General features: G+C 61.7%; 18 protein-coding genes. 5 read left to right on the top strand and 13 right to left on the bottom strand.

Annotation, left to right across the window (positions count from 1 at the left end; all coding sequences use genetic code 11):
• Nucleotides 1-43 precede the first annotated feature (43 nt).
• Complete coding sequence (locus FNU76_RS11370; protein ID WP_144278305.1) at nucleotides 44-286, top strand: AbrB/MazE/SpoVT family DNA-binding domain-containing protein; 243 nt, start codon at nucleotides 44-46, stop codon at nucleotides 284-286.
• Here the strand turns inward: FNU76_RS11370 and FNU76_RS11365 are convergent, their stop codons facing one another.
• From FNU76_RS11365 to trhO, 5 genes are all read right to left on the bottom strand, one after another.
• Nucleotides 287-898, bottom strand: a complete 612-nt coding sequence (locus FNU76_RS11365; RefSeq protein WP_144278304.1) for a hypothetical protein — start codon at nucleotides 896-898, stop codon at nucleotides 287-289. It lies immediately after the preceding gene.
• Between the two features lie 54 nt (nucleotides 899-952).
• Nucleotides 953-2,206 (bottom strand): hypothetical protein, encoded by a 1,254-nt coding sequence (locus FNU76_RS11360; protein ID WP_144278303.1) that lies wholly within the window; start codon nucleotides 2,204-2,206, stop codon nucleotides 953-955.
• Nucleotides 2,196-3,071: a hypothetical protein gene (locus tag FNU76_RS11355; RefSeq protein WP_144278302.1), complete on the bottom strand. Its 876-nt coding sequence runs from the start codon at nucleotides 3,069-3,071 to the stop codon at nucleotides 2,196-2,198. Before FNU76_RS11355 ends, FNU76_RS11360 begins: the two co-directional genes overlap by 11 nt.
• A 323-nt stretch (nucleotides 3,072-3,394) precedes the next feature.
• Nucleotides 3,395-4,405, bottom strand: a complete 1,011-nt coding sequence (rlmF, locus tag FNU76_RS11350) for a 23S rRNA (adenine(1618)-N(6))-methyltransferase RlmF (RefSeq protein WP_144278301.1) — start codon at nucleotides 4,403-4,405, stop codon at nucleotides 3,395-3,397.
• Nucleotides 4,406-4,495: 90 nt separating this feature from the next.
• Complete coding sequence (gene trhO, locus FNU76_RS11345) at nucleotides 4,496-5,443, bottom strand: oxygen-dependent tRNA uridine(34) hydroxylase TrhO (protein WP_144278300.1); 948 nt, start codon at nucleotides 5,441-5,443, stop codon at nucleotides 4,496-4,498.
• Nucleotides 5,444-5,625: 182 nt separating this feature from the next.
• Here trhO and FNU76_RS11340 point away from each other — a divergent pair, with 182 nt between their 5' ends.
• On the top strand, nucleotides 5,626-6,315 hold the full coding sequence (locus tag FNU76_RS11340; protein WP_144278299.1) for a helix-turn-helix transcriptional regulator: 690 nt from the start codon (nucleotides 5,626-5,628) through the stop codon (nucleotides 6,313-6,315).
• Between the two features lie 112 nt (nucleotides 6,316-6,427).
• Nucleotides 6,428-6,799, top strand: coding sequence for a VOC family protein (locus FNU76_RS11335; RefSeq protein WP_144278298.1), 372 nt, complete (start codon nucleotides 6,428-6,430; stop codon nucleotides 6,797-6,799).
• Between the two features lie 10 nt (nucleotides 6,800-6,809).
• On the opposite strand, the gene FNU76_RS11330 is transcribed toward FNU76_RS11335, so the two are convergent.
• Entirely contained in the window at nucleotides 6,810-8,549 is a 1,740-nt protein-coding gene (locus tag FNU76_RS11330) for a PHA/PHB synthase family protein (protein ID WP_144278297.1), read from the bottom strand.
• A gap of 135 nt (nucleotides 8,550-8,684) precedes the next feature.
• Between FNU76_RS11330 and FNU76_RS11325 the strand changes: the two genes are divergently transcribed.
• The gene (locus FNU76_RS11325; protein ID WP_144278296.1) at nucleotides 8,685-11,762 is read left to right on the top strand and encodes a S41 family peptidase; all 3,078 of its coding nucleotides are present in this window, start codon (nucleotides 8,685-8,687) and stop codon (nucleotides 11,760-11,762) included.
• 22 nt (nucleotides 11,763-11,784) lie between these two features.
• Here FNU76_RS11325 and FNU76_RS25015 read toward each other — a convergent pair whose 3' ends face one another.
• The 3 genes from FNU76_RS25015 to proB form a co-directional block, all read right to left on the bottom strand.
• Complete coding sequence (locus FNU76_RS25015) at nucleotides 11,785-12,882, bottom strand: DUF924 family protein (protein WP_179958438.1); 1,098 nt, start codon at nucleotides 12,880-12,882, stop codon at nucleotides 11,785-11,787.
• 55 nt (nucleotides 12,883-12,937) lie between these two features.
• Nucleotides 12,938-14,536: a leucine-rich repeat domain-containing protein gene (locus FNU76_RS11315; RefSeq protein WP_144278294.1), complete on the bottom strand. Its 1,599-nt coding sequence runs from the start codon at nucleotides 14,534-14,536 to the stop codon at nucleotides 12,938-12,940.
• Between the two features lie 156 nt (nucleotides 14,537-14,692).
• Nucleotides 14,693-15,811, bottom strand: coding sequence for a glutamate 5-kinase (gene proB, locus FNU76_RS11310; protein WP_144278293.1), 1,119 nt, complete (start codon nucleotides 15,809-15,811; stop codon nucleotides 14,693-14,695).
• A 116-nt stretch (nucleotides 15,812-15,927) separates the two neighbouring features.
• Here proB and msrQ point away from each other — a divergent pair, with 116 nt between their 5' ends.
• The gene (gene msrQ / locus FNU76_RS11305; protein ID WP_144278292.1) at nucleotides 15,928-16,524 is read left to right on the top strand and encodes a protein-methionine-sulfoxide reductase heme-binding subunit MsrQ; all 597 of its coding nucleotides are present in this window, start codon (nucleotides 15,928-15,930) and stop codon (nucleotides 16,522-16,524) included.
• Here the strand turns inward: msrQ and FNU76_RS11300 are convergent.
• The 4 genes from FNU76_RS11300 to parC all read right to left on the bottom strand — a co-directional run bounded on the left by FNU76_RS11300 (nucleotide 16,521) and on the right by parC (nucleotide 20,975).
• Entirely contained in the window at nucleotides 16,521-16,967 is a 447-nt protein-coding gene (locus FNU76_RS11300) for a copper chaperone PCu(A)C (protein ID WP_144278291.1), read from the bottom strand. The two genes, msrQ and FNU76_RS11300, sit on opposite strands and share 4 nt — an antisense overlap.
• Before the next feature lie 147 nt (nucleotides 16,968-17,114).
• Nucleotides 17,115-17,789 carry a 7-cyano-7-deazaguanine synthase QueC gene (gene queC / locus FNU76_RS11295; RefSeq protein WP_144278290.1) on the bottom strand — a complete coding sequence of 225 codons (675 nt, stop codon included), beginning with the start codon at nucleotides 17,787-17,789 and terminating at the stop codon, nucleotides 17,115-17,117.
• Between the two features lie 37 nt (nucleotides 17,790-17,826).
• Nucleotides 17,827-18,474 (bottom strand): 7-carboxy-7-deazaguanine synthase QueE, encoded by a 648-nt coding sequence (gene queE, locus FNU76_RS11290; protein WP_144278289.1) that lies wholly within the window; start codon nucleotides 18,472-18,474, stop codon nucleotides 17,827-17,829.
• A gap of 116 nt (nucleotides 18,475-18,590) precedes the next feature.
• Complete coding sequence (parC, locus tag FNU76_RS11285) at nucleotides 18,591-20,975, bottom strand: DNA topoisomerase IV subunit A (protein WP_144280650.1); 2,385 nt, start codon at nucleotides 20,973-20,975, stop codon at nucleotides 18,591-18,593.
• Between the last annotated feature and the right edge of the window lie 83 nt (nucleotides 20,976-21,058).

Below are 21,058 nucleotides of genomic sequence, written 5' to 3'. Positions count from 1 at the left end.
ATCCTTACTTTGTAGTTAATTGTAAGGAGAAAAGGAGCTGAACATGACAACCGCTACGCTATCCATCACAGGCCAAGTGACCATTCCGGCCGCCGTGCGAGCCGCGTTGGGACTCCATGCTGGCGACCGGATCGACTTCATCGAATTGGAGAAGGGGCAATTCGCCATCGTCGCGGCCACCAAGTCGGTGAGCGACCTCGAGGGATTGCTAAAGAAACCGGTCAAGCCTGTATCGATTGAAGGCATGAACAAGGCCATCGCTACCACGGGTGCAGGCGCCGCATGATCAAAACCGCCTGCGCCGCAACACCCCACCCAACAGCACCAAACCGGCAACCAGCGCCGTCAGCCTCTCCACCTCCGGAACCGGCGTGGTATGGCCATACAGGCTGAAGATCGCATCGGCATCCGAGTCCGACCAGATATTCCGGCTGCGGTTATATATCCGCACCGAACCATCGGTCGCCTGTTCGGTGAAATGCCAGACCAGCTCGGCCGAGTTCAATCCGAACAGGCTGATGTAGTACTGCCCGCCGGCAAGCTGCAGATTGGGCACATTCAGATTCAGCGTGCCGAAGTAATAGCGCGGCAGGGGCTGCGCCAGGGTAATGTCCTGTGAATAGATCGCGTGGTTCAGCGTGCTGTCCCAGATAGACAATTGCACCTGCCGCAGCGGCTCGACGGTGAGATTCATGATGGAAAAACTGGCCTTCTCCACCACCGCCGGTCCGTTCAGCACGAAATGGTCGAACATCTGCTGCTCGCCCGAGGGGCTCCAACAGGGCGTACAGGCGCCGCTCAGCTGGGTCGAGCTGCTGCCGGGGTTTTCAAACAGCACGGCAGCCGACGCCAAATTGCTGATCACGCCAGCCACCAGGGCAATCCAATGTTTCTTCATTGACGCGTCACTCCGCTTGGGCACAGTAAAAGCAAACAGCTGAAAAATAGCCCATCACGGCCTTGTTTGCTCGCCTAGCTGCGTCAAACCCTGCTTGGCCAGCTCCACATCCTTGCCGTATTCGGTCAAATAGCGGCTACGTTCTTCACTCTGCCATTCCGCCGCCGAGAAACGGCTGACGGGATACTGGGCGCTCGTATGCACGGCACCGGTGAGCCGTGGAAGCAAAGCCCGGTCGGGAAAGGTATCCTCTTTTAGTAAATAGGCTTCCACGTCACGCAGCACCAAGGGAAAAGCCGGCTGCTGATCGCGGATCAACTTGCCGAACAGGCTGAGCGTAACCTGCTGCGGCCCGGCGCCCAGTATCTCGTTGTAGCTGAGCAGGGCAAACGGTTGCCCCTTGGCATCATCCACCCGGCCGCTGACCAGGTAGCGGCCCGGCCGGCGCACCTCGACCGGCAGCTGGAATTTGAGTGAACCGCCTTCCACCACCTCACGTACCGGCCCATTCCAAACGGCGGGGACCTCGGGGGTATAGATGATGTCGAAGCTTGCCACGCCCTCCTGCTCCCCCACCCTCAAGCCCAATTCCACGCGGATGGTGCCGTTGAACTGGCCGAATCCGGCCACGCCCGGTATCAACAAGCCGGCCAGCATGCCGTCGCCCGCGACCGCATCGCCATTCTTGCCCTGATCGCCGAATACCACCGCGACCGACGGCGTGGACTGGGCCTGGCCCGGCTCGGCGAGACCGCGCGCGACGGCCCGGGTAACCGACAGCGGCAGGTGCTTGCCGTCGTCGCTACTGGCCGATACGCCAAACACCACGCTTTCCGCGGCCGCGACAAAGACCCGGCTTTGCGAGGTCTTGATACGCACGGCAGGATTGGCCTGGCCATTCGCGCTGCGTAGCACCCCATCTTCCACCACCGGGCGGTTGGGATAGATCTGGTCGGTGTGCTCGGCCAGGGGACGGGAATCGTGCGGATACTGGCTGGCGCGGCGGTAGTCCGCCAATAGCTGTTCCGCCCGGGCCAAGCGGGCAGTCAGGCGGGCACGCAGTGCCTCGCCTTCCTGTGCCGGCAAAGCGGCAGCCGGCTTGGCCGGCGGCGGCGGGAAGCCACCCGCCTCCGCCATTCCCGGCGGACCGGGCGTGACCGCTGGCGGCGGCGTGGCGCTATTGGCCGATACCGCCCAGCGGGCGAGACCGGCCAGCAGCACTAGCACCGCCAGCGCGCTCAACCAGCGCGTACCGCGCCAGGCATCCTGGCGGATACCTGGCGCCGAATGCCCGCCCTTAGTTGGCATGGTTGACCATATCGGTTCGCACCACCGAAATAATGCCGCCCCAATTGCCCTGGCTGTAGTGATTGAAACTTTCGTTATCGTCGCGGAACTGCACCGAATGCTTGCTCCATTTGGCGCGGCCGCCTTCGTTGACCGCCGTGCCCATGGTCAGGTCATTGCAGAACCAATCCGCCGGATTGCAAAAGCCCGCACCGGCACTGCCGGAAACGCCGCCGCTGGAGTGGTAGGCCACCACCTCGTCGTCCTGGCCGGGCAGCACGGCGGAATACACCGTGCCGCTGGCGCCGGCATACATATAGAACCAGGTATTGCGCGTGTTGTTGTGGTCGTACAGCGCCCGTGCCGTGGTGGTTTTCAGGTCCTGGGCCAACGGTTCGTTGATATTGCCGATATCCGCCAGTTCCGAACCGCCAGCCGCGCCGGCCGCGATATCCACCCACTTGATATTCCAGCCCACCTGGCTGCTGCCATCGGTATTGCCGCATTGGCCGGCGGAATTGGGGGTAGCGTTCTTCTTCAGGCGCGAGGAACCGCCGTAATTGGCAAGCGTATATCCCAGCATCAGATCACCGGCACTATGCGCGGCGATATAACACCAGTTATTGCCGGTACAAAAACAATCCAGCGCTTCCCGTACCAGGTAATTCTGATCGGCGATATGGCCGCGGCCATCCCAGTTGACCGCTTTCTTATTGATACCCGCGGCGGTACCTGCCGGCCCCCAATAGGTAAAGCTATTGTAATTGCCTATTTGTCCGCCGCCGGTGCGGCCATTGATCCACAGGGAATAATTGGTTGCGCTGGCGGATAGTGAAACCGTGCCCAAGATCACGAGTGCGGCCAGCATGCGGTACAACTTGCTCATTTGCAGCTCCCCTAGCAGTACATCCGTTGATTTGAAACCCCGTGACAGCCCGAGCGACCCGTCTTTTACGGGTAACTATCGGTATGGCGAGCGGGGTGAAACGAACGCAACAACATCGCTGTCTTGTTTCCGCCAGGCAACGGCTTTGCGTCGCGCCTGTTTGGCCGGCAGTATTCAGCGATCTAGCGGAGGGTAGAGCAAATACTCCAGAAAACCCAAGGCGAATAATGCTCAAGCAAACGCTTGAGAGGGTGAATCCGACGAACGGTCGCTTATGTGCCTGTTTGGCACTGCAGCGGTACCATTGCCGTAAGGCATTGCTACTATCGCTGCCCTGCCTGCTCGCGGCGCAGCACGCGCCAAGCGTTTTGCTGGCGCTCGTCACAAAATGTCCAGGCGACGATACGACTTTGTTTTTGTCCCTGCGTCATCTCCATGGTCCGGCTGTCCCATACCCCGACCTGCTCCAGCGCGCGGTAGATGGCCGGCAGGCTGGCAGCCTTGGAGACCAGGGTAGTGAACCAGAAACAGCGGGTCGGCTGGCGGCTGCTCTCTTCCACCATGCGCAAGATAAAGGCTTCTTCGCCCCCTTCGCACCACAACTCGCCGGCCTGGCCACCGAAGTTCAGCACCGGGCTGTTGCCGCCCGCCTTGTCCTTGCCCAGGTTGCGCCATTTGCGCTGGGTGCTGGCGGTGGCTTCCTGCTCGGAGGCGTGGAAGGGCGGATTGCAGATGCAGAGATCGAACCATTCCTGGTCCAGCAGCACGCCATCCAGTATCGCCGTGGGCGAAGCCTGCAAACGCAGCTCCACGCCGCCGCGCAGTCCCGGATTGCCGTCCACGATGGCTTGCGCACTGGCCAGTGCTTGCGTGTCGATATCGGTACCGACAAAGCGCCAGCCATATTCATGCCGACCGATGATGGGGTAAATGCAATTGGCTCCCACACCGATATCCAGCACCTGTACGGTATCGCCGCGCGGTACGCCGCCGCCCTTGCAGTCGGCCAGCAAGTCGGCGACGTAATGCAGGTAGTCGGCCCTGCCGGGAATCGGCGGACACAGGTATTGCGGCGGAATATCCCACTGGGCAATGCCGTAGTGCAATTGCAGCAAGGCGCGGTTGAGCGCCTTGACCGCGGCCGGATCGGCAAAATCCACCGATACATCGCCATGGACATTCTTTGCCGCGTACGCCGCCAGTTCGGGGCTGACCGCCAACAAGCGGGGGAAATCATAGCGGGCCCGATGGGCATTGCGCGGGTGCAGGCCGGTTTTCTCGGCGGGCACGGAACGGGGGGCGGGAGCGGACGCTTTACGCTGGCTGGGTCGCATGGCTTGCCTCAAGGCGAATTGGTAAGGGACGAGGCCACACGGCGCCGGATGAATGGCGCGGTGTGGCCCCCATATCGAGCAGGTCCCGGCTTAGCTCTTTTTAGCCGCCGCGGCGGCGCGCGCGTCGTAACCCATGGGATGCGGCTCGTTGCGGGCCAAGGCCAGTTCGATCTGCTTTTGCCGTTCGCGCGCGCTGGCGCGGGTTTTCTCGCTAAGCGTATTCCAGCATTTCGGGCAGCTGATACCGGGGGTGTAGTGGGGCGACTGGCGTTCCGCCGCCGATAGCGGCTGCCTGCAGGCGTGGCAGAGATCGTAGTCGCCTTCGCTCAAGTCATGCCGCACCGTCACGCGATTGTCGAACACAAAACAATCGCCCTCCCACCTGGTTTCCTCAAGCGGCACGGTTTCCAGGTATTTGAGGATGCCGCCCTTGAGATGGTAGACCTCCTCGAAACCCTCGCCCAACATATAGCTGGAGGCCTTTTCGCAGCGGATGCCGCCGGTGCAGAACATGGCGACCTTCTTGTGCTTGGCCGGATCGAAGTGGGCTTTCACATAGTCGGGAAATTCGCGGAAGCTCTCGGTTTGCGGGTCGATCGCGCCGGCGAAGGTGCCGATGGCCACTTCGTAATCGTTGCGGGTATCGATCAGCAGGACTTCCGGATCGGCGATCAAGGCATTCCAGTCTTGCGGCTCGACGTAGTGGCCGACCTTCTTGTTGGGGTCCACATTGGGCACCCCCATGGTGACGATCTCTTTCTTCAGCTTTACCTTGCTGCGGTAGAAAGGCTGAACCTCGCAATAGCTTTCCTTGTGGTCGAGATCGACGAAGCGCCCATCGCGCTTGAGCCAGTCCAGCAGGCCATCGATCGCGGCGCGCGTGCCGGCCACGGTGCCGTTGATGCCTTCTTCGGCCAATAGCAGGGTGCCCTTCACGCCGTTGTCCAGCATGCATTGCAGCAGGGGCTCGCGCAGGGAGGGGTAATCACTGAGGGTGACGAACTTATACAAGGCCGCCACGACGATGGATTGCGTCATGGGAATGCTCCAGGTGGTCGTCCACGTAAAGGACGGACCGGATGAATTGAGTACGCCGGCTATCAGACCGGCGCAAGGCGTAGTTTACCATTAGCTGATAGAGCCGGCGACGTCGTTGACAGCGCCCTCCCTTCTGCGCATAAGCTGCCGGTTCGATTCAACCATCCCTTCTTGCCGCACCCATGTCCCGTGCCGAACGCCTGCTCGATCTGTTGCAACTGCTGCGCCGCCACCGCTTTCCGGTAAGCGGTGCGGCCTTGGCGGCCGAGCTGGGCGTCAGCCTGCGTACCGTCTATCGCGATATCGCCACCCTGCAAGGGCAAGGCGCCGGTATCGCCGGCGAGCCCGGCCTGGGCTATGTGCTGCGCCCCGGTTTTATGCTGCCGCCCTTGATGTTCTCGGAAGAAGAACTGGAAGCACTGGTTCTGGGTTCGCGCTGGGTGGAGCAACGGGGCGATAGCCGCTTGGGACAGGCCGCCGGCAACGCCTTGGCCAAGATTGCGGCAGTACTGCCGAGCGAATTGCGCGAGCAACTGCACACCTCCACCCTGCTGGCAGGCCCCGGCGCGGTCATTGCGGCCGGTGACGCCGAAATCGCGCAGATCCGCCGGGCCATCCGCCAGGAGCACAAGTTGCATATCGACTACCGGGACCAGCAGGAACGCAGCTCGCAGCGCGTGATCTGGCCTTTCGCGCTGGGATTCTTCGATTGCGTCCGCATCGTGGTGGCCTGGTGCGAGCTGCGGCAAGGCTTCCGCCATTTCCGCACCGACCGCATCGCCGCCCTCGTCCAGCTGGAAGAGCGCTACCCGCGTCGGCGCCAGGCGCTGCTCAAGGAATGGCGGGCCACCGAGGGAATCGCGCCGCAGTAGCGCAAGGATCTGATCGACTACTGACAAAAACTGTCAGTGTGGCCCTCTAGCATGGCTTCGTGTCCTGCCACCTCAGGCAGGGCACTCCTTCACAACCTTGCGAGAGACCACCATGATCGATCCCCGCTTCCTCCTGCTTTATGTCGATAGCCCTGCCACCAGCGCCGATTTCTACAGCCAGCTGTTAGGCAAGCAGCCGGTGGAATCGTCACCGACCTTTGCCATGTTCGCCCTGGAGAGCGGCTTGATGCTGGGCTTGTGGTCGCGCCACACCGCGGAACCCGCCGCGACGGCCGGCGGCGGTGGCGGCGAATTGGGTTTCAGCGTGGCGGACCGCGATGCCGTCTTGACTCACCACCACGCGTGGATTGAACGGGGGCTGGCGATTGCCCAAGCCCCGGTCGAGATGGATTTCGGCTTCACCTTCGTGGCGCTCGATCCGGATGGCCACCGTTTGCGGATATTCGCCCCCAACCCGGCTTAGGCTACCGGGATCATTCGAATACGTAGCTGCCGGGGGCCTCGCCGAGCTTGCGGTATTCGCGGTTGGCAATGGGCAGGGGCTTGACCTTGGGTCCGCAACGCTCTGCCAACCAGGCCGTCCAGCTCGGCCACCAGGAGCCCGCCTGCTTCTGCTGAGCGGCCAGCCATTGGTCCGGCGCTTGGCCCGGCTTGGCCTCGCCCTGCCAGAAACTGCGCTTTGAGGTGGGGAGAGGCGGGTTGACGATGCCGATGATATGGCCGGAAGTGGAGAGGGTGAAGCGCGCGTCAATCGGCAGATGGCGTACCAGCTCGTAGGTGGTCTTCCACGGCGCGATATGGTCTTCTTCGGCGCCCACCATGAACAGCGGCTGGGTGATGCGGCGTAGATCCAGGGGCTGGCCAGCCATGGTCAGGCTATCGGGTTCGATCAGGCGATTACCCAAATAGAATTCACGCAGGTAATAGCGATGCATGGACGCCGGCATCCGCGTCATGTCGGTGTTCCAATACAGCACGTCCATGGCCCGTGGTGTCTCGCCCATCAGGTAATTGCTTACCACGTAGTTCCAGATCAGGCTGTTGGGCCGCAGCATGCGGAAACTGGAGGCCATTTCCTTGCCATCCAGAAAACCCTGCTTTTGCATGATGCCGTCGATGACGTCCAGGCCATCTTCATCGATAAAGACCTCGATATCGCCCGGCGCGGCAAAATCGGTCAGCGTGGTCAACAAGGTCCAATGTGCCACCGGTACCTGCGCCGGCGTCTTGCTGTTGGCCCACGCCATATAGATGGCCAACAGCGTGCCGCCTATGCAGTAGCCCAGGGCATGGACCTGTTCGCTCTTGGCCACGCTCTGTGCGACCTCGATGACCTTGGCGGCGCCCTCTACGATATAGTCGTCGAAACGCACGTCGGCCATATCCGGGCCGGGATTCTTCCAGCTGGTGATAAAGACATTGAAGCCCTGTCCCACCAGGTATTCCACCAGGGATTTGCCGGGCGCCAGATCCAGGATGTAGTACTTGTTGATCCAGGGCGTGATCAGCACCAGCGGCACGGCGTGGACGGTTTCGGTGGTGGCGGCGTAATGGATCACCTCCATCAGCCGGCCCCGGTAGACCACCGCGCCCGGCGTCACCGCCAGGTTTTCGCCCACCTTGAAGGGGGTCCGGTCGGTCATGCTGACGTCGCCGCCATTCGTCATATCGCGCGCCAGGTTCTGCAGCCCCTTGACCAGGCTATCGCCACCCGTCGCGATCGCCTGTCGCTGAGCGGTCGGATTGGTGGCGAGAAAATTGGTGGGCGCCAGTGCATTGAGCGATTGCCGCAGCCAGAAAGCGCTCTTGCGCCGCTCGGGGTCGGTCAAGCCAGGCGACTTGTAAAGCATGTCCTGGATCCAGCGGGTCTGCATCAGATAGGCTTCCTTGATGTAGTCCCATTGCGGATCTTCGCGCCAGACCGGATCGGCGAAACGCTGGTCTTCCGGGTTCGGCGGAAAGATATCGGTATCGGGCGCACCGCCGAAACGGGCCAGCCCCTGTTGTTGCAGGGTCACAAAATCGTGCGCGTAGCGCGTCATGGCCGATGCCAACTCAACCGGGTTGGACCACCAAGAAACCGCCGCCTTGCTATGGATACCGATCAGGCCCCAGGGATCGAGATTTTGTCGCAACTGATGTTTTAGCGCGGCGTAGCGGACTTCCTGCTCTTCCAGGAAGCGGGCGCGCTTGGCGGAGGGGGAATCGGTCATGGTGGAGCTCCAGCGTAAGTGATTGGTTTCAGCCTAGTCCGCATGACGCACTGCAACAAGTAACGTCGGCATCAGGGCCGTGATTTGTCTCCGACTAGTCTTTAGACTCCCTGGTTTCCTTCCGTCGGACTCGCCATGCGTCTTGCCTGCCTGCTCGCCACCCTGCCCCTGTTCGCCCAGGCCGCGCCACTGCTGTACGAACCGGCTGTCTCACCGGACGGCAGGACCGTTGCTTTCGTCTCCGGCGGCGATATCTGGACCGTGCCGGCGGATGGCGGCGAAGCGCGGCTATTGATCGCCCATCCCGCTGCCGAGTCGCGCCCGCAGTGGTCGCCCGATGGCCGCAAGCTGGTGTTCACTTCCAATCGCAGTGGCAATGGCGATCTGTATCTGCTGGACCTGGACAACAATAGCCTGCGCCGGCTCACCCATGATGACCGTCCGGAGCAAGCCAGCGGCTGGTCACCGGACAGCCACTGGATCTATTTCCACTCGGTCTCGCACGATATCCAGCGCATGCACGATGTCTACCGGGTAGCGGCAGGCGGTGGTACGCCCATGCCGGTACTGGCCCAGCGCTATCTGGACGAAAGCCAGGCCAGCCCTTCTCCGGACGGCCAATGGCTAGCCCTCAACGCGCGCGGCTTCGGCCAATGGTGGCGGCGCGGCGGCGCCCATATCGACCAGGATGAGCTATGGCTGGCGCCGGCCAGCGGCAAAGGCGCCTGGCGCCGGCTGGCCACCGAAGGCGCACGTGCCGCCTGGCCGATGTGGTCGGCCGATAGCCGCGCACTCTGGTTCGTCGGCAATCCCGGCGGCCAGGAGAATCTGTACCGCCAGTCCCTGGCCGGGAAACCGGAGCAGATCAGCCAATTCAAGCAAGGCCGGCTACTGTGGCCCAGCCTGTCGGCCAATGGCCAAGTCCTGGTGTTCGAGCGCGAGTTCGCCCTGTGGCGGCTGGATACCGCCAGCGGCGAAAGCCGTCCGCTCCACGTGAAACTAAATGGCAGCGGGGCCGCACCGGCCGGTGAACGGCTATCCCTGGGCGACAAGCTGGAAGAAGCGCACCTGTCGCCAGATGGCAAGCAGCTTGCCTTTGTTGCCCATGGCGATATCTGGCTGGCGCCGGCAAGCGGCGGCAGCGCCACCCGCCTGACCCGTAGCGCCGCAGCCGAATCGCAACTGGACTGGTCGCCGGACAGTCAGTCCCTGGCCTATGTCTCCCTTCGCAACGGACCGGCCGAGGTCTGGCATTACCGCCTGGCCGACAAACGTGAAGTCCGGCTGACCCAGGTGGCGGGCGATGCCTTCCCCCGCTTTTCGCCCGACGGCAAACAGATCGCCTATTTGCGTAACGGCCAACAACTGCGCCTGGTCGAACCGGCCACCGGCCAGGACAAGCTCCTGAGCCCGGTACAGACCGGCCGGCCGCCCATCTGGGCCGACGCACCGCTGGCCTGGGCACCGGATGGCCATGCCATCGCCGTCGTGGAACTGGGCCACAAATTGCTGGCCAATGTCGCGCTGATTCCCCTCGCCGGCGGCTCCAAGCAGATGCTGAGCCAACTGGCCAGCCCGGGCACCGGCAAGAAGCTATGGTTCCGCCCGGAGGAACAGGGTTACGGCCAGGCCAGCCTGCAATGGCGGGCCGATGGCCGGGTGCTGTGGTGGCGCGCTTTCCAGCACAGCGAAAACGGCGGCCGTGTCGTGGAAATCAGCTTGGCGCCGCCGGCCCCCTTGGGCATGGACGGCGAAGCCGGCAAGACCGCGCCCTGGCAGTTGGATGCGGCCTGGGCCCGCCGCCATGCCGTCGTGCTGCCGACCGGCTTGGACAGCCAATACTTTGTCGCCGCGGCGGACGGCAAAACCTTGCTGATGCTGGCGAACCTGTCCGGCCAGACCAATGTCTGGCGCTACCGGGCCGGCGAGACGCCCCGCCAGCTGTCCTTCAGCAGCGGGACCAAGCATTTCCTGCAACTCGAGCCGCAGGGTCGCGAACTGTTCTACCTGGATGCAGGCAAGCTGCTTGCCGTCCCCGTCGAAGGCGGCACGCCCCGGCCGATTATCCTGCAGGCCGATATGGAGGTCGATTTCGAGGCGGAAAAGCAGGCGGTGTTCGAAGAAGGCTGGCAGTTGCTGCGCGATTTCTTCTACGACCCGGCCATGCACGGCCAGGACTGGGCCGCGCTGAAAGCCCGTTTCGCGCCCTTGTTGGCCGAAGCACGCAGCCGCGATGAAATGCGCCGGGTGATATGGCTGATGATTGGCGAGCTCGACAGTTCGCATACGGGCCTATCCGCGCCTCGCAGCGAAACCCCCACCACCTTGGGCCGCCTGGGCCTGGACTTCGATCGCGCCGTCTACGAACGAGATGGCAAGCTGCAACTGGCCGCGGTATTGGAGGATGGGCCGGCCGCTGCCGCCGGCTTGGCGACAGGCGATATCCTGCTGGCCGTGGATGGCGAAACCCTCGTCCGCGACACCAATCTCGATCGCCTGCTGGAGGGCAAGATCGGCCGGCTGACCACCCTCTCCGTGTTGGGCCGCGACGGCAAGACACAAGTCCGTTACGCCAAACCCTTCCCGTATGCAGAAGAGAACATCCTGCGTTATAAGCAATGGGTCGCAGGCAATCGCGCCACCGTGCAGCGTACAAGCAAGGGCAAGCTCGATTACATCCATCTGATCGATATGCGGGAAAGTTCGCTGGAGCAGTTCCACTACGATCTGGACGCGGTCAGCCAAGCGGCCTCTGGTGTCGTGATCGACGCGCGGAACAATTTCGGCGGCATGGTCGATAGCTGGGAACTCGATACCCTGGCACGCAAGAGCCATTACAGCTTCACCGCCCGCCAGTTGCCCACCGCGCCCGGCCGCTTGGCGGTGGGTCAACAAACGCTGGAAAAACCCACCGTGCTGTTGACCAACAAGATCACCCTGTCCGACGGCGAAGTCTTCACCGAGGGCTACCGCGCCATGAAACTGGGCAAGGTAGTGGGCGAGCCGGGAGCAGGCTGGGTGATCTTCACCTCATTCAAGGTACTGGTGGATGGATCGACCCTGCGCCTGCCATTCAGCCGGGTGTTGTCCACCCTCAACGGCGACGATCTGGAAGCCGGGCCCCGTCCGGTGGATATCGCCGTGCCGGCCAATATCGGCGAGGGCGAAACGGATGCGCAATTGATGACGGCCATCAAGGTCTTGGCGCCTTGAACAGCCGCATTGAGGATACGCCTTAAAACCCGCTGCCCGGCTCCGCTAGATAAGCGATTTCTTCGGCGCTGGATACGCGGCCCAAGATCGCATTGCGGTGGGGGAAGCGGCCAAATCGAGCGATGACCTGGCGGTGTTTGTGGGCGTAATCCAGGTAGCCCGCCAACGCCGGCTGCTCGGCAGCCAACTCGCCGAACAAGGCGACCGCCCGGTCTTGCATCGCCAGGTCCTCGGCATGTTCGAACGGGAGATAGACAAAGACCCGTTGCAAGGGCGGCAAGTGCTTGTCCAGACCGGCGGCCAGCGCGGTCTGCGCCGCGTAGAGCGCCATGGCGTCACCGGCAAAGGCGGCAGGCCGGTTGCGGAAGACATTGCGGCTGAACTGGTCCAGCAACAACAGGTAAGCCGACAAGCCTTCGGGTGTCGCCGGCCAGTCGCGCAAGCCGCCTGCCTGGGCGGTCGCCAGCAAGGTGCCGAAACGCCGCCCAATGTCGGCGTCGAAGGTTTCATCCTTGGCGAACCAAGCCCGGCGCGGCTTGTCGCCATCGGCAAACCAGAAGTCGCGGATAGCGGCAATAGCCGACTTGTCTGTGGCGATGGCGGGCTGCCCCACCACCGCGCTCATGCGCACTTCCTCCATCATCCTTCCTCCCAATTCAAAAAATGCCCGGCGCGAGTCGGGCTCGACGCTCAGTCCCATCGCGCGGTAGAAATCCACCGCGCGGCCGTTGCCGACGATCACCCACAGGCTGAAACGCCGGGCGCCCGGCACCTGCAAGGCGGTCCGCGCCGCCTGCAGCAAGGCCCGCCCGATACCGCCACGCTGTTGGTTCGGGCAGATATACAAGGCCCATACCGCGCCATCCCCTGCCACGGCATCTTCGTCTGGGCAGGCGCCGTAGCACACCCAGCCCACCACCCTGCCGGCTAGCTCGGCCACCAGCGTGCTGGGCGCCGGCTTCCCCGCCAAGCGCTGCTGCCAGTTGACTTCACGCTCATCGACAGACATGGCCGCCAGAAATTCATCGGCCACGATACCGCGATAGGCTTCCTGCCACGATTCCACGTGGATCTCGGCAATGCGCCGGCAATCTTCATACCTGGCTAAACGTATATTCATGGAGAAGCGTTGTTCTTTTGGGTCAAAGGGGAGCGACAAGCTCGGCATCCGGCAGTCAGCTGAGCCTCGCCAAGTGCTTACGTAGCGCAGCGGTGTAGCGTGCCATCACGGAGGGGTCATTCTGATCGAGAAACTGCGCAATAAGCCCTGAATGAGGTTGAAAAATATCCACCATGCGTAAGGGATATTCTTCAAGGTCTCGAAAATCGAAACAGTTTTCCGGGAGCGAGAAATCCGGCATAACCCAATCGTCTTTGCGTTCCCCGGAGAAAGTACAGAAATTCACTGTCTCCGGATTCTGTTCCATCCTGCGGCAAACCTGCTCGCGCTCATCCGGCAACATACTCACACTTTCGCCTGACCAGTACCGGAACACTTTGGGTGTACCCACCAGTAAAATTCGCCGGCTTCGGGAAATCATATCGTTTCGTTCAATGGTCCCGCGCGTATCGGCAGCATCCATATAAACGGGCACGCCCAGCAACTGCAAATCGAATTGCAGGCGAATCAAAAACTGGTGCAGCGAAGCGTCAGCCGCCAGGCGCCATCTATAGCGCACGGGGCAGATATAGCAGCTGTAGCGCGAATCGATCAGCCCTTTGATTTCTTGCAGAAAATCTTTATAGCCGAAACAAGCGCAGTGCCTGTCGAGTTGTGCTTGATGCACGACCAAGGTGTTCCGACAAACAAGCCGCGATCTGGTAGGGGGGTCGTATTCCGAAGCCGAGAACGACACGATCACCTTTTTCCCGGATCCGCCTAAGCGCGCGTACTCGGCGTCGGCGTCCAGTCGTCGCTTGAGCTGATCAAGTATTTCCCAACGTAGCTCGACAATACCCAGGCTTTTCCTCCACCCAGCTATATGGTCTTTCGTTTCCTCGATTGCAACGCCCCCCTCGAACGCCTGATCGTATTCCATTTGCAATTTCGTGAGATAGCGCTTTACGGACAAATGCAGCGCTTTTTCCTGCGCAAGCATCCGGACGCAAAGCTGCCTTTCCTCTTCGACCGGCAAATTCATTTGCTGCGATATCGCCGCTTGCACAGGAATGCCCAAGCCGACAGGCATACCATCTACCGATGGGTCGGGATAATCGACTTCGCAATGGCAAAGGCCAGGATTGCGGTTCAAGGTTGCTAGCAAGGTACGGACCCCACGTTCACCGATCTTATTATCCTGCAGGTTCAACCAGGCCAAGGCGGGAACGTCGCTCAAACGTGACGCCAGCATCCATGCACCGCTGTCGCCCAGTTGGTTGCCACGTAGATTGAGCTCTTCCAGCCGAGGATGTCGAAAGAGTAGAAACGCCAAAGTATTGGCAGCAAGATCGCTTATACCGTTTTGGGAAAGATCAAGCACACTTAGGTTGAAATTGTTTTCCAAGGCAAGGACCAGCTCCTCGAACAAGGAATCTCCGAGTTGCCAGCCCTGCAAATGCAATTGGGTCAGGGTGGTATTCTGGGCCAGCGCTCGACACAGGTTTCGAAGGTACTTGATATCCGGCGGCAGACCATTGAGGTTGACGCTCAACAAGGAAGGATCGTTACGGCTCAGGCGGGCAAAGATATTCGCTAGCTGCGTGGCTACACCTTGATCGGTCAGCCCGGCCATGTGCGAGGGGAAGGGCTGACCGTAGATAGGCAAGGGGAACATCGATCCGGCTCCTGACGAAAGATAGCGTTACGCAATTGGCATGGCATCGGTGCATAGGGATGTTCCAGGCCGCAAGCTTTCATTTTTAAAAATGAATTCGCCGTAACGCTTTTTGCTTTTTTCGCCCCCGCTTTCGTATTTAAACCCAAGAATTCCTTATAACAGCACCAGATTATCGCGATGGATCAACTCGGCCTCGTCGACAAAGCCGAGCACGGCTTCAATCTGGCTGCTGGGCAGGCGCACGATGCGGCGCGCATCGGCCGCGCTGTAGTTGACCAGTCCCCGCGCCACTTCCCGCCCGTCCGGCCCCACACAGCACACCATCTCGCCGCGCAGGAATTCGCCGCTGACCGTCGCCACACCGATGGCCAGCAGACTGGTGCCCTTGTCCTGCAAAGCCGCCACCGCGCCGGCATCCAGACCCAGCTTGCCCCTCACCTGCAGATGATCGGCCAGCCATTGCTTGCGGGCGGCCATCCGGCTGGTTCCGGCGGTAAGCTGGGTGCCGATGGCCTCGCCTTCGGACAACCTGGTCAGCACCGCAGCCTCACGGCCGCTGGCGATCACCGTGCTGGCGCCGCTGCGGGCGGCGCGCTTGGCGGCGATGATCTTGGTATACATGCCGCCGGTGCCGACACTGCTGCCGGCGCCGCCGGCCATGGCTTCCAACTCGGGCAGGCCGGCTTGGTACTCGTGAATGAATTCGGCATCCGGCTGCTTGCGCGGATCGGCCCGGTACAGCCCACGCTGGTCGGTCAGGATAATCAGGGCATCGGCATCGATCAGATTGGTGACCAGGGCGCCCAGCGTATCGTTGTCGCCAACCTTGATCTCATCGGTCGAGACCGTGTCGTTCTCGTTGATGATGGGAATCACCCCCAGATCCAGCAGGGTAAGCAAGGTGGAACGGGCATTCAGATAGCGGGTGCGGTCGGCCAGGTCTTCGTGGGTAAGCAGGATTTGCGCGGTCTTGAGCCCGTGCGCCTTGAAGCAGCGTTCATAAGCCTCCACCAGCCCCATCTGCCCGACCGCCGCCGCCGCCTGCAATTCGTGCAGGGCACTGGGACGTTTGGCCCATCCCAACCTGGCCACGCCTTCGGCGATGGCGCCGGAACTGACCAATACCACTTGGCGGCCCTGCCGCCTCACCGCGGCGATTTCGCCGGCCCAACGACTCAGCGCATCATGATCCAGGCCGCGGCCATCATTGGTTACCAGCGACGAGCCGACCTTGACGACAATACGCTGGGCGGAGGCGATACAACTTTGCATGATGGCAACCCTTTGAATGGCACGGCGACAAAGCGTGGATTATGCCGTCAGGACCGCCGCGTTCAAACGACGAAGGTGAACTGTTAGTGATAAGTTAACGCTGGATATCCGAACCCATGAAACCCGACAAGCTCAGCCTGCTCAAAATCGCCGTCTTTATCCTGTGCCTGCTGCCCTTGGCGCGGGCCAGCTGGATCGTGCTGTCCGGCCAGGCGATCAACCCCATCGAATTCATCACCCGTTCGCTGGGCACCTGGACCTTGGTCCTATTGCTGCTGACGCTGGCCATCACCCCATTGCGCAAACTCAGCGGCCGCAATGAATTGATCAAATTGCGCCGCATGCTGGGGCTGTTCACGTTCTTCTACGTGCTGCTGCATTTCCTTAGCTATGTCTGGCTGGACAAGTTCTTCGACCCGGCCGACATCCTCAAGGATATCGTCAAGCGCCCCTTTATCACCGTCGGCTTCGCCGCCTTCGTGCTGCTGATTCCCTTGGCGCTGACTTCGACCGACGCAATGATGCGCCGGCTCAAACGCAACTGGGGGCGGCTGCACAAGCTGGTCTATCCGATTGCCATGCTGGGCGTGCTGCACTACTGGTGGCTGGTCAAGAAAGACCTGACCCAGCCTATCATCTACGCCTGTGTATTAGCCTTGCTGCTGGGTTTTCGACTTTGGCAGCGGCGAATCCGCCGCATGCCTGGCGATTAGCGCAGCGCTTGTTCGGCACCCATGGCGCGAATATCGGCCTCGACGTTCACCATATGGCGCTTGCCGCCCTGCTCCACCGTCAACTGCAGCGGCAGCTTGGCGCCGGCCTTCAGCGGCGCCTTCAGTTGCATCAGCATCACATGGGTACCACCCGGTTTGAGCGACACGGTCTTGCCGGCCGGTAGATCCAGCCCATCCAATTGACGCATCTTCATCACGCCTGCTTCCATTTTCGTTTCGTGCAGTTCGACCATGGCGGCTGCCGGGCTTTGCACGGCAACGACCTTGGCGGAATGCCCCGAAGCAATATCGAAATAGGCACCGGCGGCGGGCTGGCCCGGCGCGGTGGCCTTGGCCCAAGCCTTGCTGACCACCACTTCGCAGGCGGAGGCAGCCAGGGGAAAGGCCAGGGCTAACAAGAAGGCAAGCGAACGGATTTTCATGGGAAGGTATCGCTGATCATGAATGATTGGAGAAAGGGGTTCCACGGCTTTGGGAACCCACCGCGCCAAATCCGTCTGGATAGGCTGGATCAACTAGCCTAATGGACGGAGACGAGAAGCGAATGCGACCAAATGCCGCAGCCGAACTTACTGGTAGCGGGTGGGGTCGGCCATGCCGGCCAGTTCGAAACCCGTGCGGCGCAGGCGGCAGGCATCGCAGACACCGCAGGCACGCCCTTCAAGATCGGCCTTGTAGCAGGACACGGTCAAGGCATAGTCCACGCCCAGCTTGGCGCCGGTCTCCACGATCCGTGCCTTGCTGAGACTGAGCAAGGGCGTGCGGATATGCAGCTTGGCGCCTTCCACGCTGATGCGGGTGGCAAGGTTGGCCATCAACTCGAAAGCGGAAATGTACTCGGGACGGCAATCCGGGTAGCCGGAGTAATCGACCGCGTTCACGCCGATAAAGATATCGTGTGCCTCCAGGACTTCCGCCCAGCCCAAGGCGAACGACAGCATGATGGTATTGCGGGCCGGCACATAGGTCACCGGAATCTCGCCGTCCTGCACGCCATCCACCGGGACTTCGATACTGGCATCGGTCAGGGCCGAGCCGCCAAAGGCGGCCAGATCGATGGTGGCGATACGGTGCTCGCGGGCACCCAGGGCGGCGCTGACACGGCGTGCGGCCGCCAGCTCGGCATTGTGGCGCTGGCCATAGTCGAAACTGAGGCAATAGCATTCGTAGCCCTGGCTGACGGCCATGGCCAGAACGGTGGCGGAATCCAATCCGCCGGACAAAAGAATGACGGCTTTTTTCATAGGTGATGTCCTTTCTCGTCTAAGGGGAGACCCAGCGCTATACGCCCGGCTTGTCGCCCCACAGGATCTTGTGCAACTGCACCTGCACCCGCACCGGCAGCTTGTCGGCCAGGACCCACTGCGCCAGGTCGGCCGGTTTGAGCGACTCCCAGACCGGGCTGAACAACACCGGGCAGAGGGTGTGCAGGCCGTTGTCCAGCAAGAGATCGCGCGCCCACTCGTAATCGTGCCGATGTACCAGCACGAATTTCAGCTCATCGCGCGCATTCAGGTGGGGCAGGTTTTCCCACAGATTCTTTTCCACCTCGCCCGAACCCGGCGTCTTGATATCGACGATGCGCGACACACGCGGGTCCACCGTTTCGATCGGTAGATGGCCGCTGGTTTCCAGGCTTACCGAGAAACCGTCGTCGCAAAGCCTGCGCAGCAGATCGTGGCAGGCTGCCTGTGCCAGCGGCTCGCCGCCGGTGACGCAGACATAGGGCGTACCGTGGCTGGCCACTTCGGCGACGATATCATCCAGCGATTGCAGCTTGCCGCCATGGAACGCATAGGCGCTATCGCAATAGCCGCAACGCAGCGGACAACCGGTCAAGCGCACGAACACGGTCGGCAGGCCCAGCCGGCTGGTTTCGCCCTGCAGCGAGAAAAAGATTTCGGTGATACGGAGGCGGGTAGCGGACATCGGAGCGCTCAAAAAGCAAACGGCATGGGCGACGGCCCATGCCGGTATTGCAACTGGCTGAATTGTCTCAGAAATTCAGCCGGCCGCGAAGTTTCACGTGGTTCCGGGCATCTCTGCTAAAACCCGGCCAGCTTCAATCCACCCACCAGCGGCTTACCCTTCTTGGCGCGTTTGCCCACATACGGGGCCAGATCATTGGCATCGAAGGTCAGCGCCATCGGCTTGCCGCCACGGCCCAAACCATTGAGCGTCAGCGTATTGCCATCGCTGACGGTAATGGCCGCCAAGGTGTCCTTCTCGTCCAGCGCCATCGCGATCATGCCCCGTCCGCCGCCGGACAGGGATTTCAGCTCGGCCAGGGGGAAGGCGTGCAATTTACCGCTGGTTGACAGGCAGCACACCAGATTGGTTTCACGTGGCACAAAGGGCGCGAGCTTCAGCAATTCCTCTCCCTCGTCCAGCGAGAGGAAAGCCTTGCCGGCCTTCTGGCGGGTCAGCAAATCCTTGAATTCACAGTGGAAGGCATAGCCGTTGGCGCCGGCGATCAGCAGGGCTTGCTCCGGCTTGGCCGCCAGGATCTGCACGATGCGGGTCTTGCCTGCCAGTTCGATCACCGAAGCGACCGGCACCCCGTCACCGCGCCCGCCTGGCAGATTGCCGGCCAGCAGGTTGTAGACCCGGCCATCGGAACCAAACAGCGCCACGGTATCGACCGAGCGGCACTCGAGGGCGGCCAACAGGCTATCGCCTTCCTTGAAGGTCAGCCCTTGGGTCTCCACGCCATGGCCATTGCGGCTACGGATCCATCCCTTTTGCGACAGGATAACGGTCAAGGCTTCATCGACCACGGCCACGGTGATGCTGGCTTTTTCCTTGGCTTCGATCAGGGTACGGCGGTCATCGCCATAGGTTTTCGCATCGTCGCGGATTTCCCGGACGATCAGCTTCTGCATGGCGCTCTCATTGCCCAGCAGGTGCTCCAGCCCGGTCTTTTCCTCGCGCAGCTTGGCCAGTTCCTGCTCGATCTTGATGCCTTCCAGCCGCGCCAACTGGCGCAGGCGGATTTCCAGGATATCCTCGGTTTGCCGCTCGCTCAGCCGGAAGGCCGCCATCAACGCGGCCTTGGGCTCATCCGATTCGCGAATGATGCGTATCACTTCGTCGATATTCAGGAAGACCGTCATGCGGCCTTCCAGGATATGGATGCGATCGTCCACCTGGCCCAGGCGGTAGGCGGTACGGCGCCTTACCGTGGCAAAACGGTATTGGATCCATTCGCTCAGCAACTGCTTGAGCGATTTCTGCTGCGGCCTGCCATCGATGCCGATGGCGACCATATTGATTGAGCTGCTGCCCTCCAGGCTGGTATGGGTCAGCAGCATATTGGCGAACTCTTCCGGGCTCTGCGTGCGCGACTTGGGTTCGAACACCAAGCGTACCGCCACATCCTTACCCGATTCGTCCCGTACCGTATCCAGTTGCGACAGCAGCAGCTGCTTGAGCTGCACCTGCTCCTGGGTCAGGGTCTTCTTACCCTTCTTCAACTTCGGATTGGTCAGATCCTCGATCTCTTCCAACACTTTTTGCGACGAGCTATTGGGCGGCAGTTCGGTTATCACCAACTGCCACTGCCCCCGTGCCAATTCCTCGATCTTCCAGCGCGCGCGTACCGCCAGCGAACCCCGGCCACCCTCGTAGGCCGCGCGGATCTGCTCTCGGCTGGAGATGATCTGCCCGCCGCCGGGGAAATCCGGACCCTGGATATGCTGCAGGATTTCGTCCAGCGTGCTGCTCGGCTTCTGGATCAGCGCAATGGCCGCCTCGGCCACTTCACGCAGATTATGCGGCGGCATCTCGGTGGCCATGCCCACCGCAATGCCCGATGCACCATTGAGCAAAAGCATGGGCAGGCGGGCCGGCAGCAGCTTGGGTTCTTCGAAGGCGCCGTCGTAATTGGGTATGAAATCCGAGGTACCCATATTGATTTCGGACAGCAGCAGCTCGGCGATCTTGGTCAGCCGTGCTTCGGTGTACCGCATGGCGGCGGCCCCGTCGCCATCGCGGCTACCGAAATTGCCCTGCCCATCCACCAGCGGATAGCGCAGCGAAAAATCCTGCGCCAATCTCACCATCGCGTCATAGGCCGAGGTATCGCCGTGCGGGTGGTACTTACCCAGCACTTCGCCCACCACCCGTGCCGACTTGACCGGCTTGGCCGTGCCGCTCAGGCCCATCTCGTGCATGGCGTAAAGGATGCGGCGCTGTACCGGCTTCTGGCCATCGCACACATCGGGCAAGGCGCGTCCCTTGACCACCGACACGGCGTACTCCAGATAGGCACGCTCGGCATAACGGCCCAGCGGCACCGAATCGGCTCCAGCCAGGTCGAGCAGGCTGGGCGGCGGCGGTAGATCGCCCGTGTCACCCGCCGCGGGAGCGCCCGCCGCAGGTTCGGTAGGGATCAGGTCGTCTTCGAGTGGGAGATCGGGTGTATCTATCATGGCGCTTTTTGGGATGGAGGGCTGGCGGGCGGATAATGGCATGGTCATGTGCCTCGCCACAAATACAAAAGCCGACCAAAAGG

Source organism: Chitinimonas arctica (assembly GCF_007431345.1).
Lineage (GTDB): Bacteria > Pseudomonadota > Gammaproteobacteria > Burkholderiales > Chitinimonadaceae > Chitinimonas > Chitinimonas arctica.
This window is presented reverse-complemented; position numbering and strand designations above follow the sequence as displayed.

Excerpts from the sequence above, each read along its gene's own strand:
- FNU76_RS11370 (WP_144278305.1), top strand. The coding sequence starts at position 44 with ATGACAACCGCTACGCTATCCATCACAGGCCAAGTGACCATTCCGGCC.
- FNU76_RS11365 (WP_144278304.1), bottom strand. The coding sequence starts at position 898 with ATGAAGAAACATTGGATTGCCCTGGTGGCTGGCGTGATCAGCAATTTG.
- FNU76_RS11360 (WP_144278303.1), bottom strand. The coding sequence starts at position 2,206 with ATGCCAACTAAGGGCGGGCATTCGGCGCCAGGTATCCGCCAGGATGCC.
- FNU76_RS11355 (WP_144278302.1), bottom strand. The coding sequence starts at position 3,071 with ATGAGCAAGTTGTACCGCATGCTGGCCGCACTCGTGATCTTGGGCACG.
- rlmF (WP_144278301.1), bottom strand. The coding sequence starts at position 4,405 with ATGCGACCCAGCCAGCGTAAAGCGTCCGCTCCCGCCCCCCGTTCCGTG.
- trhO (WP_144278300.1), bottom strand. The coding sequence starts at position 5,443 with ATGACGCAATCCATCGTCGTGGCGGCCTTGTATAAGTTCGTCACCCTC.
- FNU76_RS11340 (WP_144278299.1), top strand. The coding sequence starts at position 5,626 with ATGTCCCGTGCCGAACGCCTGCTCGATCTGTTGCAACTGCTGCGCCGC.
- FNU76_RS11335 (WP_144278298.1), top strand. The coding sequence starts at position 6,428 with ATGATCGATCCCCGCTTCCTCCTGCTTTATGTCGATAGCCCTGCCACC.
- FNU76_RS11330 (WP_144278297.1), bottom strand. The coding sequence starts at position 8,549 with ATGACCGATTCCCCCTCCGCCAAGCGCGCCCGCTTCCTGGAAGAGCAG.
- FNU76_RS11325 (WP_144278296.1), top strand. The coding sequence starts at position 8,685 with ATGCGTCTTGCCTGCCTGCTCGCCACCCTGCCCCTGTTCGCCCAGGCC.
- FNU76_RS25015 (WP_179958438.1), bottom strand. The coding sequence starts at position 12,882 with ATGAATATACGTTTAGCCAGGTATGAAGATTGCCGGCGCATTGCCGAG.
- FNU76_RS11315 (WP_144278294.1), bottom strand. The coding sequence starts at position 14,536 with ATGTTCCCCTTGCCTATCTACGGTCAGCCCTTCCCCTCGCACATGGCC.
- proB (WP_144278293.1), bottom strand. The coding sequence starts at position 15,811 with ATGCAAAGTTGTATCGCCTCCGCCCAGCGTATTGTCGTCAAGGTCGGC.
- msrQ (WP_144278292.1), top strand. The coding sequence starts at position 15,928 with ATGAAACCCGACAAGCTCAGCCTGCTCAAAATCGCCGTCTTTATCCTG.
- FNU76_RS11300 (WP_144278291.1), bottom strand. The coding sequence starts at position 16,967 with ATGAAAATCCGTTCGCTTGCCTTCTTGTTAGCCCTGGCCTTTCCCCTG.
- queC (WP_144278290.1), bottom strand. The coding sequence starts at position 17,789 with ATGAAAAAAGCCGTCATTCTTTTGTCCGGCGGATTGGATTCCGCCACC.
- queE (WP_144278289.1), bottom strand. The coding sequence starts at position 18,474 with ATGTCCGCTACCCGCCTCCGTATCACCGAAATCTTTTTCTCGCTGCAG.
- parC (WP_144280650.1), bottom strand. The coding sequence starts at position 20,975 with ATGATAGATACACCCGATCTCCCACTCGAAGACGACCTGATCCCTACC.